Genomic DNA, 14,796 nt, shown 5'->3' on the forward strand with positions numbered 1-14,796 from the left:
CGTGAACGGCCAACCGGCCTGACGACAACCCTGGGCTCCCACACGGCTGAAAGGCCGTTTCACTAATCAGGATCGTTGGGCATCGATTCTCATCGAGGCGCGGGGTAGCAGCCCCACTCAGACGCCGGATAGATGAAAGCAAGCCAAACACGACATCAAAAACAGTATTGCAGAAAAGGGGGTAACCATAGATGTGGGAGCGGGCTTGCCCGCGATGGGGCCGGCCCATTCAACATCGATAGTGCCTGACATACCGCCATCGCGGGCAAGCCCGCTCCCACTGGTCTGGTGGGCGTATGCAAAATTTTCGAACACCCAGAGCCAATGTAGGAGCTAGCCTGCTAGCGATGGGGCCGGCTCATTCAACATCAGTGCCTGACCCACCGCCATCGCGGGCAAGCCCGCTCCCACAGGTCTGGTGGGTGTATGCAAAATTTGCGAACACCCAGAACCAATGTAGGAGCTAGCCTGCTAGCGATGGGGCCGGCCCATTCAACATCGATGGTGCCTGACTCACCGCCATCGCGGGCAAGCCCGCTCCCACAGGTTGAGTAGGTGTACCCAAAATCTGCGAACACCCAGAACCACTGTGGGAGCGGGCTTGCCCGCGATGGGGCCGGTCCATTCAACATTGATGGTGCCTGACATACCGCCATCGCGAGCAAGCCCGCACCTACAAGCTGGCAGTCGCAAACTCTTCCTGCAGCATCGCGACGAACGCTTCCCGGGCCGGGTGATGCCGGGAGTGTTCGTGCCAATAGAACAGGTTGTCGATGGCCGTCAGCTCCGGGAATTCGTAGCTGGCCCAGCCGGCGCCCGGTCCGTACTGTTCGAAAATCCCCCTGGGCACCAGCGCCACGCCGGCCCCCGCACTGACGCAACCGACAATGCTGCCGTAACTGGCAATGCTGATGATCGGCAAGGCCTCCCCCTGCCCTAGCAGCCAGCGCTCCAGCGTTGCCCGGTACGGGCACCCCGAGGGCCACATGAAGATCGACTTGCCGCGCAGGTCGGCGGCCTCGCGCAACGGTCCCAGAGACGGCGACGCGATCAGCACCAGGTCTTCGCGGTACATGAGCTTGCGCTTGAGCAGTGGTCGCTCGACGTCGACCGCCACAATCACCCCGTCGAGCTTGTGCAGGAGCGTGTCCTCGAGCAACTGCGCCCAAGGCCCGGTCGTCAGCTCCAGGGCGACCGCCGGATAACGCCTATGGAATCGGGCCAACAACCTGGGCAGGCGGCCGCTGGCCGATGATTCGATCGCGCCGATGCGCAGCGGCCCGGACGGCGGCGCTCCGGGATCCACGGCACGCTTGGCTTCCTCGGACAGGGCCAGGATCTGCGCAGCGTAGGTCAGGAAGATTTCACCGGCCGGGCTGATCTGCAACCCCCGCCCCGCCCGGTAAAACAGCTCGACGCCCAGTTCGCTTTCCAGCGACTTGAGGCGCGCGGTGATGTTCGAGGGCACGCAATGCAGCACCTGCGCAGCACGGGCAATGCTGCCGGTCTCGAAAACCGTCTTGAACATGCGAATCTGCGCCAGCTCCATACATCACCAGAGGTGAACATTCACCTCATGTTAAGTCAGTTGTAGTGAATAGGTAAGGCTCCAATACTCAAGGGGCAGAAGCCGTCACCTCGTCGCGGTCTTCGTTGCGCACCTGACCTGGCAGGCCGACCTGATGCCCACTCGTTCAACCCTGAAGATTCTCCTGGCCGTGCTGTTTGTGATCGTCTGCTGGGGTTACTCGCCGACCGGCATCCGCATCGGCCTGACCGCCTATGAACCCGGACACCTGGCGTTGTTGCGGTTCCTCGTGGCCTCGTTGTTGATGGCGTTGATCGCAGCCTGCAAGGGCATCGAGCTACCGCGCCTGCGCGACCTGCCACTGTTGCTCATGCTGGGATTGTTTGCCGTGAGCCTGCACCACATTGCGCTGAATTTCGGTCAACGCGGGGTCAGTGCCGGCGCCGCCAGCGTGCTGGCGCAGTCAACTCCGCTGTTCAGCGCGCTGCTGGCACATTTCATCTTCAACGACCGCGTCAGCGCCTGGCGTTGGGGATGTGTGGTGCTGGGGATGTGTGGCGCCGGCATCGTGGTCGCCGGTGATCGCGGCCTGGGCAGCATCGACCCCCACGGCCTGTTGATCCTGCTGGCCGCGCTGTCCTGGAGCCTGTACTTCGCCCTGCACAAACGCCATTGCCAGCGTTACAGCGGCCTGACCATGGTCTGCTACACGGTATGGTCCGGCACCCTGTTGTTGCTGGTGTTCCTTCCGGGCCTGGGCGCTGCGGTGGCCAGGGCACCGGTGCAGGTTCACCTGGCGGTGACGATTCTCGGGGTGTTCCCCAGTGCCCTGGCCTATCTGGCCTGGGCCTTTGTCTTGCGCCAGGTCGAGGCCAGCCGCGCCGCCATGGCGCTGTACCTGACACCTCCCACCGCCATGTTGATTGCCGCCGCCCTGCTGGGAGAACGGCCGGGATTGATGGTGATGGTGGGAGCGCTGGTGGTGTTGATCAGCGTGCTGGCGATGAACCTGGAGCAGCGGTGGGGGGTGGCCTGGTCAAGTCGATGACCTATGCAGGAGCACCCCCGCTCGAGTTTCAATCATCCAGCGGCTGTGGTGGTTTCGCCGGCTTGGCAGGCTTGGCGGCCTTGGTGCCTTTGGCTGGCGTTTCGGCGACCGCAGGTGCCGGTGGTGCCGCTTCTTTCTCGGCGGCAGGCAACTGGTCGACGGTCTCGAACAGCGCCTTGGCGTCTATCGGGCCCAGGTGTTCGAGTTTCTTCTCGCCGTCCTTGCCCACCAGGATGACCTTGGTCTCACCGCTGACCCCCAGTTTCAGTTCGCGAATCAACGCCATGGTGGTTTGCGCATCCAGGTCCTTGCCATCGCGCTGGCCCATCAACTGAACCACGGTGTAGAGCACCATGCTGCGGTCCTGGAAGGCTTTTTTGGTGGCCGGGTCGTCGAGGGATTTTTTCAGGTTGACCAGCGTCGGGTCGATGCTGCTGGGGGCGATGACAATCAGCGGCCGGCTCTTGCCGCGTTCCTGGGCCAGAGGCGTGTCGTTGTCGGCAGCGAACAAGGGGCCCGCGACAGCCAGCAAAGTAGCGAGGGTCAATGACCGAATGAGCATGCGCATCTCCTTTTGATTTTCACGCTTATGATTGCGCATCAAGGCGAAAGATCCAGTTTTGATGTGGGAAATTTCTATCGCCATGTTGCCAAGCTTAGGTCAGCGGGGTTAATCCGCCACTGCCCGCCAGCCTCAAAGGAACGGGCATAGCGTGCAAAGCGCCAGGCAAGACCAACGGCCAGGCGCATCTATACAACGCGTACTACACTGTTAGTGTTCCCAATAGGGGGACGTAGCCAAATCCGCGTCCGTCAGCAGCGTGCCTGCCCATTACCACGTTCATGACGCTGGAACCAATGGCCACTTCGTAAGCGTCCTGTGGGGCCCTGCCCCACAGCGACAACTCTGCAGGACGACGACTTCGCGTCCAACACGCCCGGACATGGTCTATGCCCGGGCATTCGCGTGGCAGGCAGTTCGCCCACGGTCGTCCCGATCATCCATCCGACCATCGCCTGACAGGCTGCTGTCGCTGCATGGTGTGCCTGGTTCAGCGGTGGCCTTTTTCAGGAGGCGCGGTTATGGACGAAGGCAAACTGCAGGACTTCATGGGCAAGCTGGTGACCGACATGGGCGGTGCCGCGATGCTCGCCAATGTGATCGTCGGCGAAGAGCTGGGCCTGTATCGCGCCATGGCGGACAGCCTGCCGGTGACCCCCGAGGCACTGGCCACCAAGACCGGCTGCAATGCCCGGCTGTTGCGTGAATGGCTCAGCGCCCATGCGGCCTCAGGCTACATGGAGCATGCCGACGGGCAATTCCGCCTGCCGGAAGAACAGGCCATGGCGCTCGCCCACGAGGACTCCCCGGTGTATGTCGCAGGTGGTGCCGGGGTAATAGCCGCCCTGTACCACGACAAGGACAAACTGCTGGCGGCCATGCGCGGCGACGGTGCATTGGCCTGGGGCGATCACCACCCATGCATGTTCAGTGGCACCGAACGCTTCTTCCGACCCGGCTACCGCGCCCACCTGGTGGATGAATGGCTGCCCGCCCTGGAAGGCGTGGTCGACAAGCTCAAAGCCGGCGCCAAGGTGGCGGATATCGGTTGCGGCCACGGGGCTTCCACCGTGGTCATGGCCAAGGCCTTCCCGGCCTCGACCTTTGTTGGCTTCGACTACCACGCACCCTCCATCGCCACCGCCAACCAACGCGCCGAAGAAGGCGGCGTGGCCGACCGCGCGCAGTTCATCCAGGGCACCGCCAAAAACTACCCGGGCCACGACTACGACCTGGTCTGCTATTTCGACTGCCTGCACGACATGGGCGACCCGGTGGGCGCGGCCAAGCACGCCTATCGATCGCTCAAGGCCGATGGCAGCGTGCTGTTGGTGGAACCTTACGCCAGCGATCAACTGGACCAGAACAGCACCCCGGTAGGTCGCTTGTTCTACGCCGCCTCGACCTTCATCTGCACGCCCAATTCGCTGTCCCAGGAAGTGGGTCTGGGGCTGGGGGCGCAAGCGGGTGAGGCACGGTTGCGGGACGTGTTCAGCGAAGCCGGGTTCAAACACTTCCGCCGGGCGGCGGAAACTCCGTTCAACCTGATACTTGAGGCGCGCAAGTAACTGAGCAATGGCCAGGCACTGCGGCAACAGTGCCCGGCCAGCGCCCTGAATCAGAACGCCAGCTTGTAGCCGATGAACACCAGCATGGCCGCCAGGCACGGACGCAACACGCCGTCGGAGACTTTGCCGGTCAGGTGACTGCCGATGTAGATCCCCGGCAGCGACCCCATCAGCAGGAACCCCAGCAGGTGCCAGTCCATGTTGCCCATGCTCGCGTGGCCAAGGCCGGCGACCAGGGTCAAGGGCACGGCGTGGGCGATTTCGGTACCCACCAAACGTTTGGTGGCCAGGAACGGGTACAGCAGGAACAGCGCCACCGTGCCCAGGGCACCGGCGCCAATGGACGTCAGCGCCACCATCACCCCGAGCAACGCCCCGGTGCCGATGGTCAGCAGATTGAGTTTGCGCTCGCTCAGGTGATAGTGATCGCCCGCGTGTTTATGGGCGAAGGCCAGTAACTGCTTCTTGAAGAAAATCGCCAGCGCGGTCAGCAACAGCACAAAACCCAGGGCCTGCTTGATGATCGCGTTGGTCGCCTGGGCGTCGTTGTTGAAGAAGGTGAGAAACAGCAGGGTCAGGGCCACGGCCGGCACACTGCCTGCGGTCAGCCAGCCGGTGATTTTCCAGTCGATGTTCTTGTTCTTCTGATGAACCAGCACCCCACCGGACTTGGTGATCGCCGCGTACAGCAGGTCGGTGCCGACGGCGGTGGCCGGGTTGATACCGAACCACAGCAGAATCGGGGTCATCAACGAGCCGCCACCGATACCGGTCATACCGACAATAAATCCGACAACCAAGCCTGCAACTACAAAACCCAAATTACCGAAATCCATTGCCATACCTTACAGAACCAGCGTGACGAGCAAAAACTGGCAGGCAGCATAGCGATTTTTCTTATAACCACTTATATCAATGTGATCTGACTTTATAACCACGCGTGCAGCCCCCCTGCCTCAATCCCGGCTGCTCCTACAGGGGGCTTGTGTTCACACGCCAGCCTGTTTCTCCAGTTGCACCTGCAATTGCGGATCGAGCTTCAACGCTGCGGCCAACTCGTCGAGGTAGGCGCGCTCGGCATCCTGCTGGTGATCGACCAGCATCACGCTGGCCAGGTACATTTCCGCGGCGATGGCCGGGTCGGTGGCCGATTGCGCGACGTCATTGGCGTCCAGCGGCTTGGCGACTTCGTCATCGAGCCACTGCTGCAGGTCGGGGTCGTCGGTGTGCCGGCCGATCTCGGTGCTGATCATCTGCTTCTCTTGGTCGTCAATACGCCCGTCAGCCTTGGCGGCGGCGATCAATGCCCGCAACACGGCATGGCTATGGGCTTCGATCTGCGGCCCGGCGAGCAACTGGTCAACGGTCTGCGGCGCCTGTTGCGGGGCTGAAGCCTGGCTGCGTTGCCAGGCTTGATAGGCCTGGAACGCCATCATCCCCAGGGACGCCAGCGCGGCATAATTGGTGCCACTGGAGCGACCCTGAGTCGTACCGCCGCCGCTCCCCGCGCCACCCAGCAATCCTCCGAGCCCGCCCAGCAGGCCACCCAAGCCACCGAGGCCGCCGGCACCAGCAGCGGCGCCACCACCACCGGCGCCCAACAGACCACCCAGCAGCCCGCCCAAGTCACCCAGGCCGCCTTGCCCACCCGCGGCACCACCGCCCTGTTGGCCCTGCGCGCCCTGGCCGGCGCGCAGTAATTGTTCAAGCAGATCGCTGGTATTCATGGCAGTGCCCTCTTCGATGGCAGGAGTTCAGTCAGGCAACTCTAGCCCCGCACAGCCATTGCGCCATGACCGTCTGGCTGACATAAAGCGCCAAACTGATATTTTTATTTTCATTGTATTGATTAATGAATTATTTCATGTCAATCATAGACCCATAAGAAGGGCATCCGCCCCCTACTCACGGAGTCAACACGATGAACACGACCGGACTTCTGGCTGCTCTGGCCTTCTGTGCCGCCAGCACCCTCGCCCACGCCGACGACAGCACCTTGCGCATTGGCATCGAAGCCGCCTACCCGCCGTTTTCCTTCAAGACCCCGGAAGGTGAGATCAGCGGATTCGACTATGACGTCGGCAATGCGCTGTGTGATGAGATGAAGATCAAGTGCCAGTGGGTGGTCCTGGCCTTCGACGGGATGATCCCGTCGCTCAAGGTGCGCAAGGTCGATGCGATTCTGTCATCGATGTCGATCACCCCCGATCGCCTGAAGTCCGTCGACTTCACCAAGAAGTACTACCACACCCCCGGCAAGCTCGCGATGAAGGACGACGTGGTAATCAACGACCCGTTGCTGGATCTCAAGGGCAAGAAGGTCGGCGTGCAGCGTGCCTCGACCTACGACCGTTACGCCACCGAGCAACTGGCCCCGGCCGGGGTCGAGGTGGTGCGCTACTCTTCGCAAAGCGAAGCCTCGCTGGACCTGGCCTCAGGTCGCCTGGACGCGACCCTGGCGGACATCGTCAACACCGACGAAGCCTTTATCAAGACCCCGGCCGGCAAGGGTTTTGCCCTGGTGGGCCCGGACATCAACGACCCCAAGTACTTCGGCCGGGGTGCCGGGATTGCCTTGCGCAAAGGTGACACGGCCAACGCCGAGCGCCTGAACGCCGCGATCGACACCCTGCGCACCAACGGCAAATACCAGCAGATCATGGGCAAGTACTTCGCCTATGACATCTACGGTTCGACTGCCGAGTAAAGGTGGGTAAAGCGACTGCAGAGTTGCTTGCATGGGCGCCATCGCGGGCATGGGTGGAATACAGATGTGAGTTCGCCCCCGATCCAATGTGGGAGCGGGCTCGCCCGCGATGGCGGTGGGCCTGCCGACATCGATGTTGAAGGTGCCAGCCTCATCGCGGGCAAGCCCGCTCCCACAGGTTTCACCCCTTGTCTGATCGTCATCAACCCCTGTCGTCCCGCACGCCCAACGCGTGTCGGGTGAGGATTTCATCATGTTGCACGGCTACGGATCGAGCATTCTCGATGGCGCCTGGCTGTCGATCAACCTGGCCCTGAGTGCCATGGCGCTGGCCATTACCCTGGGCCTGCTCGGCGCGGCGTTTCGCCTGTCGCCGGTCAAGTGGCTGGCGAATCTGGGCGAGGCCTATACCACGGTGATTCGTGGCATCCCCGACCTGGTACTGATCCTGCTGATTTTCTACGGCGGCCAGGACCTGGTGAACCGTATTGCCCAAGGCGTTGGCTACGAGCAATACATCGACATCAACCCTTTTGTCGCGGGGGTCTGCACCATGGGGTTCATCTTCGGTGCCTACCTGTCGGAAACCTTTCGCGGCGCCTTCATGGCTATTCCCGCAGGCCAGGGCGAAGCCGGCCGGGCCTATGGCCTGAGCGGCTGGCAGGTGTTCTGGCGGATCCTGGTGCCACAGATGATCCGCTTCGCCATTCCCGGTTTCACCAACAACTGGTTGGTGCTGACCAAGTCCACCGCGCTGATTTCGGTGATCGGCCTGCAGGACATGATGTTCAAGGCCAAGAACGCCGCCGATGCGACCCATGAACCCTTCACGTTTTACCTCGCGGTTGCGGCGCTGTACCTGGTGATCACCAGTGTCTCGCTGGTGCTGCTGCGCACCCTGGAAAAACGTTATTCGGTCGGCATCAAAGCCGCCGACCTGTGACCGGGAGACCCTGACCATGCTCGACTACACCTTGATCTGGGACAGCCTGCCGCTGTACTTCGGCGGCGCCCTGCTGACCCTCAAGCTGCTGCTGATTTCCCTGGCCCTGGGCCTGGTGCTAGCGGTGCCCCTGGCCCTGATGCGCGTGTCCCGGGCGCCCAGGCTCAACGCACCGGCCTGGCTCTACACCTACGTCATCCGGGGCACCCCGATGCTGGTGCAGTTGTTCCTGATCTACTACGGCCTGGCGCAATTCGAGGCGGTGCGTCACAGCGTGCTCTGGCCGTACCTGTCCAGCGCGACCTTCTGTGCCTGCCTGGCCTTCGCCCTCAACACCAGTGCCTACAGCGCCGAACTGCTGGCGGGGAGCCTGAGGTCGACCCCCGGCGGCGAGATCGAAGCCGCCAAGGCCATGGGCATGTCGCGCCTGACCCTGTACCGACGCATCCTGCTGCCCTCGGCGCTGCGCCGGGTGCTACCGCAGTACAGCAACGAAGTGTTGATGATGCTGCAAACCACCAGCCTGGCCTCCATCGTCACCCTGGTGGACATCACCGGCGCGGCGCGCACGGTCAGTTCGCGCTACTACATGCCGTTCGAAGCCTTCATCACCGCCGCCCTGATGTACCTGGCCCTGACGTTCATCCTCGTGCGCCTGTTCAAGCTCGCCGAGCGCCACTGGCTGGCGCACCTGGCCCCACGTAAACACTAAGGAATTGCCATGCAGCACATTCAACACGTCCTGCCCTGGAGCGCCAGCGGCACGCAACGCACCCTCTCGGTGTTCCGCTTCGGCAGCGGCCCGCGCAAGGCTTATATCCAGGCGTCCCTACACGCCGACGAACTGCCCGGCATGCGTGTGGCGGTCGAACTCAAGCGCCGGCTGCGCGAACTCGAAGCACAAGGCCGCCTGAATGGGGTCATCGAACTGGTGCCGATGGCCAATCCGATTGGCATCGGACAGATGTTCCAGGCCACCCACCAGGGGCGCTTCGAATTCAACAGCGGCAAGAATTTCAACCGCGACTTCCCGGCACTCGCCGATGCGGTGGCCGAACGGGTCGCCGGCCAACTGGGCAGCGATGCCGAGAGCAACGTGGGATTGATTCGCGAGGCCATGGTCCAAGCACTCAATCAACTGCCGGGCGCCGCGTCGGAACTCGACGGCCTGCGCGTGCTGCTGATGCAGCACGCTTGCACCGCCGATGTGGTGCTGGACCTGCACTGCGACTTCGAGTCGATCATGCTGCTCTACGCCCTGCCCCAGAACTGGCCACGGGTACGCTCGCTGGCCGCGCGCCTGGCGGCCGGCGCGGTGCTGCTGGCCGAGGACGCTGGCGGCAATGCCTTCGATGAAGCTTGCGCGGTGCCATGGCTGCACCTGGCCGAACGTTTCCCGCAGGCCAACATTCCCCTGGCCTGTGTGGCGACCACTGTGGAACTGCGAGGCATGCTCGACACCGAGGGCGATACCTGCGCGCTGGATGCCGAACAGATCCTCGGCTACCTGGCCGAAGTCGGCCTGATCAGCGGTGACTGGCCAACCGCGCCGGTCGAATGCTGTGAAGCGACGCCCTTTGCCGGAGCCCAGTACGCCTATGCGCCGCACCCGGGCGTGGTGAGTTTCCTGCAACCGGTGGGCGCCTGCGTCAAGATCGGCGACCCGTTGTTCGAGGTGCTCGACCCCCTGACCGACCGCCACAGCGTGGTCACCGCCAGCACCGATGGCATCCTCTACGCCCGAGAACGCCTGCGTTTTGCCCAGCCCGGGTTGTGGCTGGCCAAGGTCGCAGGCAGCACCCCCATTCGCCAGGGTCGCTTGCTCAGCGACTGACTCCCGAGACCAAGACCATGAACACACTGGAAATTCGCGGCCTGCACAAATCCTATGGCAGCGTCGAAGTACTCAAGGGCGTTTCACTCCAGGCCAGGGCCGGCGATGTGATCAGCATCATCGGCTCCAGCGGTTCGGGCAAAAGCACCTTCCTGCGCTGCATCAACCTGCTGGAGCAACCCAACGCCGGCGAGATCGTGCTCAACGGCGAACCGCTCAAGCTGCTGGCCAACAAGACCGGCGGGCTCAAGGCTGCCGACCCCAGGCAGTTGCAGCGCATGCGCTCGCGCCTGGCCATGGTGTTCCAGCACTTCAACCTGTGGTCGCACATGAGCGCCCTGGAAAACGTCATGGAGGCCCCGGTGCATGTGCTGGGGATGGACAAGAAGGCGGCGCGGGAAAAGGCCGAGCACTACCTGGATAAAGTCGGCGTCTCCCATCGCAGGGGCGCCTACCCGGCCCATATGTCCGGGGGCGAGCAGCAGCGTGTGGCGATCGCCCGGGCGCTGGCCATGGAGCCTGAGGTGATGCTGTTCGATGAGCCGACTTCGGCCCTCGACCCGGAACTGGTGGGCGAAGTGCTCAAGGTCATGCAGGACCTGGCCCTGGAGGGCCGGACCATGGTGGTGGTGACCCACGAAATGGGCTTTGCCCGGGAAGTGTCGAACCAGTTGGTGTTCCTGCACAAAGGCGTGGTCGAGGAACGGGGCGTGCCTCGTGACGTGCTCGCCAACCCCCAGTCCGAACGCCTGCAACAGTTCCTGGCCGGCAGTTTGAAGTAATGCGCTGATCGGTGCCGGCCGTCGCGAACGCAGTGCCGATGCGCTTCGGCTACACTGGCACCCACTTATGTCGAGGGGGCGCTGTCGACCCCTTGAACCCTTTGGTAGATGGCGAGCCGGTTATGTCTGATTCCCCGAAAAACACCACGGTCTATGCCTCCCCGGTGATGCGCAAGCTGGCGCAGATCCTCGCGGACCTGCCGCCTTCACTGCGCAAGGTCGCCGACTTCATCCTGCGCCACCCGCTCAAGGCCGCGACCCTGACCATCGAGGAAATGGCCGCCGAGACCGCCACCTCCCCCGCGGCGGTCAATCGCCTGGCCAAGGCCCTGGACGTCGGTGGCTACAGCGGCATGAAGGCCGAGCTGGTGACCACCTTGCAGCAGATGGTCTCGCCCGTGGACAAGCTGCGCAACGAACTGGCACAACGTCCCGGTGGCGCGTTCGGCCTGCACGAGCAGATCCAGAGCGCCACCAGCAACCTCGATACCGCCGGTAGCAACAATCACCCCGACACTTTCGAGGCCGTGGTCACGTGCCTGATCCAGGCGCGCAAGATCTACATCCTCGGTTTTGGCAACAGCGTCTACCTGGCTGGCCTGGCCGCCTCGACACTGATGCCGTTCTGCGCCGACGCCACGGCCATCAGCATGGAAGGCGGCAACGAAAACGCCGCCTACCGCCTGGCCGCCATCACCCGGGACGACGTGCTGCTGGCGATCTCCCTGCCCCGCTACTCCCTGGACACCCTGCAACTGTCGCGCTTTGCCCACGAGCGAGGCGCTACGGTGCTGGCGATCACCGACTCCCCGGCCTCACCCCTGACCCACGTCGCCCGGCACGTGCTGTTCGCCCCGGCCGATCATCCGGTGTTGACCAGCTCCTACATCGCCGTGCTGGCGCTGATCGAAGGGCTGGTCGCCGGGGTCATGGCACGCAACAAGGAAGCGGTGAAATTGGCCACTGAACTCACCGAAAGCGTGATGAGCTACCTGCACATCCCCGGCAGCAGCAAACCTGGCAAGCCTTAGAGCCACCAGCGCAGCAGGAAAAAGAACGCCATGCTCAACAGCATGCTGATCAGCGTGCTGCGGGTGTAGAGCACCAGGCCGATGGCGACGAGCGAGCTGAGCAGGTAGGGGTTGTCCCACTGCAGGTTCAGTTGCTGCTCGGGCATGAACACGATCGGCCCGCAGATCGCGGTCAGCATGCCGGGCACGGCAAAGCCGAGGAACTGGCGCGCGTTGCTGCTCAGGCGCACCGGCAGACGGGGTTCGAGGAACAGGTAGCGGTTGAGAAACACCAGCAGGCCCATGCCGAATATGACTGCCCAGACCATCATGTGCGTGCTCCCTGGAATTTGTTGCAGATAAAACCGGCGGTCATCCCCAGCAACCCGGCCAGCACCAGCGCCGAGCCCACTTGCCAGTAGGCGAACAGCACCGAGCAGAACAGCGAGACCGCCACGCAGACCACGGTGGGAATATTGCGCACCACCGGGGTGATCAAGGCGATGAAGGTGGCGGCGATGGAGAAGTCCAGCCCCAGGTGTTCAAGCCCCGGGATGCTGCTGCCCAGCACGATGCCGGCCAGGGTGAACAGGTTCCAGGCGATATAAAACGTCAGCCCCACCCCCAGCGCGTACCAGCGATTGAACTGCTGGCGGTCGAACTGACTGGTGAGGGCGAACAACTCATCGGTCAGCAGAAAACCCAGGCCAACCCGCCAGCGCGCCGGTAAAGGTGACACCACCGGGCGCAGGCTCATGCCGTACAGCAGGTGTTGCGAGGTCAGCAGCAAGGTGGTCAGCAGAATCGAGAAAATCCCCGCACCGCCCTTGAGCATGCCGATCGCCACCAGTTGCGCGGCGCCGGCAAAGACAATGCTCGACAGGCCCTGGCCCTGCAGGGGCGTGAGGTTGGCCTCGATGGCCATGGAGCCGGCCAGCAGCCCCCACGGCGCCGTCGCCAGGGACAACGGCATCACGGCCGCGGCACCGCGCAGGAAGGCACTGCGCGGCAGGAGAGTGTCAGACATAGTGCTCTACAACAAAAAGAGGGGATCTGAATGTGCCAGCCAAACGCCGGGCTGTCTTGAACAATCTTGCGCAATTCGCGGCAAGCCCCGCTGACGCCATCGCGGGCAAGCCTTGCTCCTACGGTCCTCGGGGCGCTGCAACCATGGGGACAGCCAGGACTTTGTGGGGTTAATGTCCCTGGGTTGTCTACAGGGTCACGCCCAGCGCGTTCAACAGCACCGGGTCGCGGCTGTAGATGTCCGGGGCGTACAACAGACGGCCGTGGCTGTCGGCCTGCACCGTCCAGTACGTCAGCAGGATCGGCACCGGTGTCGTCAGCCTGAACTCATGCGTCAGCCCAGTGGCCAGCAATTCGTTGGTGCGCAAGCGCTCCGCCGGGCTGAGTAGCATGTCGCGTAACTGCAAGGCATGCTCGACTCGCACGCAACCTGAACTGAACGCCCGCGGGCCCTTCTGGAACAACGCCTGGCTCGGGGTGTCATGCAGGTACACCGAGAACGGATTGGGGAAACGCACCGCCATCTGCCCCAGGGGGTTTCGCGGGCCGGCGCTCTGGCGCAGGAGGATATTGCCCGGGTTGTCCCAGTCGATCTCGTCCACCGCCAGGGGATTGCCGTTGCGGTCCAGCACCTGCAGGTTCTGACGGCTGAGGAACGACTGGTCGCGGCGGATCTGCGGCAACTTGTCCTCGCGCATGATGGTCGGCGGTACGGTCCAGGTCGGGTTCAGGGTCAGCCGCGTGACCCGGGATTTCAACAACGGGGTTTGCCGTTCGGCGCGGCCGACCTGGGTGCGTGTCTGCCATACCGGCACTCCGCCCTGGAACAGGGTCAACTGGGCCGCGGCAATGTTCACCAGCAGGCTGTCGGGTTCCATGTCCTGCGCCAGCCAGCGAAAACGTTCGAGGTTGATCCGCAGTTGCTCACGGCGCAGTGCCGGGCTGATGTTGAGCTCCGCCAGGGTGCCGGCGCCGATGACCCCATCGGCTTGCAGCGAGTGGTCGAGCTGGAAGTTTTTCACCGCGCTGGCCAACTGCGCGCTGTAGTCGCTGCCGACATGGGCCGGCACGCTGGGCAGGTAGCCCTCGCTGACCAGGCGCTGGGCCAACCCGGGGACTCTGGGATCCTGCATGCCCGGGCGCAACAAGGCGCCCGCGGGCAATTGCGGCCAGTGCGGTAACGGCTGTTGACGCTGCGCCGCGTACACCTGGCGCAAGCTGCGGTACTGCTCAAGTGACGGGCGTGCGGCCTCGAAGGCGGCACCCAGGTCATGCACACCGGGGCCAGCAATCGCCAGCAACTGGGCCGTGCGATCATCCGCGGGCGGCTGCGCATGCCACAGTGGCTCGAAGCGGCTTTGCTGCAGGCGCCCGTAATGCAACTCACGCAGGGCCTGCAGGTAACGCAGGCTGATGCCGATGTCGGTGCACAACAGGCCACCGACCGCATCCGCCGGCGGCAGGCTGTAGCGATTGGGGTCCAGGCCATCATCGACCAGCAACTGGAACTGCGCCAGCAAGGCCGCGACCCTGGCCTCGTCGGTCCACACCGGCAGATAGTCGTGCTGCTGGTAGAAGGCCTGCAGCAATGCCTGCGCCGAGGCGTCCGGGCGCAGCTTCAGGCCCGGGCAATCCACCGGCACCTGGGTCACGGCCAATTGCATCGGCCCGGAGTGGTCTGCCAACTCGTTCTGGGCAGTCGCGACCAATGGCACAGCGAGCAGGCAAAGGCTCAAGTAAGATGCGTGCTTTTTGAACAACTGCTTTACTCCAATCCATGGCCGTCAC

General features: G+C 63.4%; 15 protein-coding genes. 8 read left to right on the forward strand and 7 right to left on the reverse strand.

Annotated elements, in window-relative coordinates; all coding sequences use genetic code 11:
• Positions 1 to 673: 673 nt before the first annotated feature.
• Complete coding sequence (locus CKW24_RS24390) at positions 674 to 1,549, reverse strand: LysR family transcriptional regulator (RefSeq protein WP_095170981.1); 876 nt, start codon at positions 1,547 to 1,549, stop codon at positions 674 to 676.
• Positions 1,550 to 1,682: 133 nt separating this feature from the next.
• On the opposite strand from CKW24_RS24390, the gene CKW24_RS24395 reads away from it, so the two are divergent.
• A complete protein-coding gene (locus tag CKW24_RS24395) occupies positions 1,683 to 2,576 on the forward strand; it encodes a DMT family transporter (protein WP_095170983.1) in 894 nt (297 codons plus the stop codon).
• A 28-nt stretch (positions 2,577 to 2,604) separates the two neighbouring features.
• On the opposite strand, the gene CKW24_RS24400 is transcribed toward CKW24_RS24395, so the two are convergent.
• Entirely contained in the window at positions 2,605 to 3,138 is a 534-nt protein-coding gene (locus CKW24_RS24400) for a DUF4174 domain-containing protein (protein ID WP_095171069.1), read from the reverse strand.
• 521 nt (positions 3,139 to 3,659) lie between these two features.
• On the opposite strand from CKW24_RS24400, the gene CKW24_RS24405 reads away from it, so the two are divergent.
• Complete coding sequence (locus CKW24_RS24405; protein WP_095170985.1) at positions 3,660 to 4,706, forward strand: class I SAM-dependent methyltransferase; 1,047 nt, start codon at positions 3,660 to 3,662, stop codon at positions 4,704 to 4,706.
• Between the two features lie 50 nt (positions 4,707 to 4,756).
• On the opposite strand, the gene CKW24_RS24410 is transcribed toward CKW24_RS24405, so the two are convergent.
• Complete coding sequence (locus CKW24_RS24410) at positions 4,757 to 5,542, reverse strand: sulfite exporter TauE/SafE family protein (RefSeq protein WP_095170987.1); 786 nt, start codon at positions 5,540 to 5,542, stop codon at positions 4,757 to 4,759.
• A 153-nt stretch (positions 5,543 to 5,695) separates the two neighbouring features.
• The gene (locus CKW24_RS24415; RefSeq protein ID WP_095170988.1) at positions 5,696 to 6,433 is read right to left on the reverse strand and encodes a tellurite resistance TerB family protein; all 738 of its coding nucleotides are present in this window, start codon (positions 6,431 to 6,433) and stop codon (positions 5,696 to 5,698) included.
• A gap of 194 nt (positions 6,434 to 6,627) precedes the next feature.
• On the opposite strand from CKW24_RS24415, the gene CKW24_RS24420 reads away from it, so the two are divergent.
• From CKW24_RS24420 to CKW24_RS24445, 6 genes are all read left to right on the forward strand, one after another.
• Positions 6,628 to 7,413: an ABC transporter substrate-binding protein gene (locus CKW24_RS24420; RefSeq protein WP_095170990.1), complete on the forward strand. Its 786-nt coding sequence runs from the start codon at positions 6,628 to 6,630 to the stop codon at positions 7,411 to 7,413.
• Positions 7,414 to 7,666: 253 nt separating this feature from the next.
• Entirely contained in the window at positions 7,667 to 8,356 is a 690-nt protein-coding gene (locus CKW24_RS24425; RefSeq protein ID WP_095170992.1) for an ABC transporter permease, read from the forward strand.
• Positions 8,357 to 8,372: 16 nt separating this feature from the next.
• Positions 8,373 to 9,068, forward strand: coding sequence for an ABC transporter permease (locus CKW24_RS24430; RefSeq protein ID WP_095170994.1), 696 nt, complete (start codon positions 8,373 to 8,375; stop codon positions 9,066 to 9,068).
• A 9-nt stretch (positions 9,069 to 9,077) separates the two neighbouring features.
• Positions 9,078 to 10,190, forward strand: a complete 1,113-nt coding sequence (locus CKW24_RS24435) for a succinylglutamate desuccinylase/aspartoacylase family protein (protein WP_095170995.1) — start codon at positions 9,078 to 9,080, stop codon at positions 10,188 to 10,190.
• A gap of 17 nt (positions 10,191 to 10,207) precedes the next feature.
• Positions 10,208 to 10,972, forward strand: a complete 765-nt coding sequence (locus tag CKW24_RS24440; RefSeq protein ID WP_095170997.1) for an ABC transporter ATP-binding protein — start codon at positions 10,208 to 10,210, stop codon at positions 10,970 to 10,972.
• Positions 10,973 to 11,094: 122 nt separating this feature from the next.
• The gene (locus CKW24_RS24445) at positions 11,095 to 12,003 is read left to right on the forward strand and encodes a MurR/RpiR family transcriptional regulator (protein WP_095170999.1); all 909 of its coding nucleotides are present in this window, start codon (positions 11,095 to 11,097) and stop codon (positions 12,001 to 12,003) included.
• On the opposite strand, the gene CKW24_RS24450 is transcribed toward CKW24_RS24445, so the two are convergent.
• The 3 genes from CKW24_RS24450 to CKW24_RS24460 all read right to left on the reverse strand — a co-directional run bounded on the left by CKW24_RS24450 (position 12,000) and on the right by CKW24_RS24460 (position 14,768).
• Positions 12,000 to 12,311 carry an AzlD domain-containing protein gene (locus tag CKW24_RS24450; RefSeq protein ID WP_095171071.1) on the reverse strand — a complete coding sequence of 104 codons (312 nt, stop codon included), beginning with the start codon at positions 12,309 to 12,311 and terminating at the stop codon, positions 12,000 to 12,002. The genes CKW24_RS24445 and CKW24_RS24450 overlap by 4 nt on opposite strands.
• Positions 12,311 to 13,009 (reverse strand): AzlC family ABC transporter permease, encoded by a 699-nt coding sequence (locus tag CKW24_RS24455; RefSeq protein ID WP_095171001.1) that lies wholly within the window; start codon positions 13,007 to 13,009, stop codon positions 12,311 to 12,313. Before CKW24_RS24455 ends, CKW24_RS24450 begins: the two co-directional genes overlap by 1 nt.
• Before the next feature lie 187 nt (positions 13,010 to 13,196).
• Positions 13,197 to 14,768, reverse strand: a complete 1,572-nt coding sequence (locus tag CKW24_RS24460) for a murein L,D-transpeptidase (protein ID WP_095171004.1) — start codon at positions 14,766 to 14,768, stop codon at positions 13,197 to 13,199.
• Positions 14,769 to 14,796: the final 28 nt, after the last annotated feature.

This window comes from Pseudomonas sp. Irchel 3H3 (assembly GCF_900187635.1).
GTDB lineage: Bacteria > Pseudomonadota > Gammaproteobacteria > Pseudomonadales > Pseudomonadaceae > Aquipseudomonas.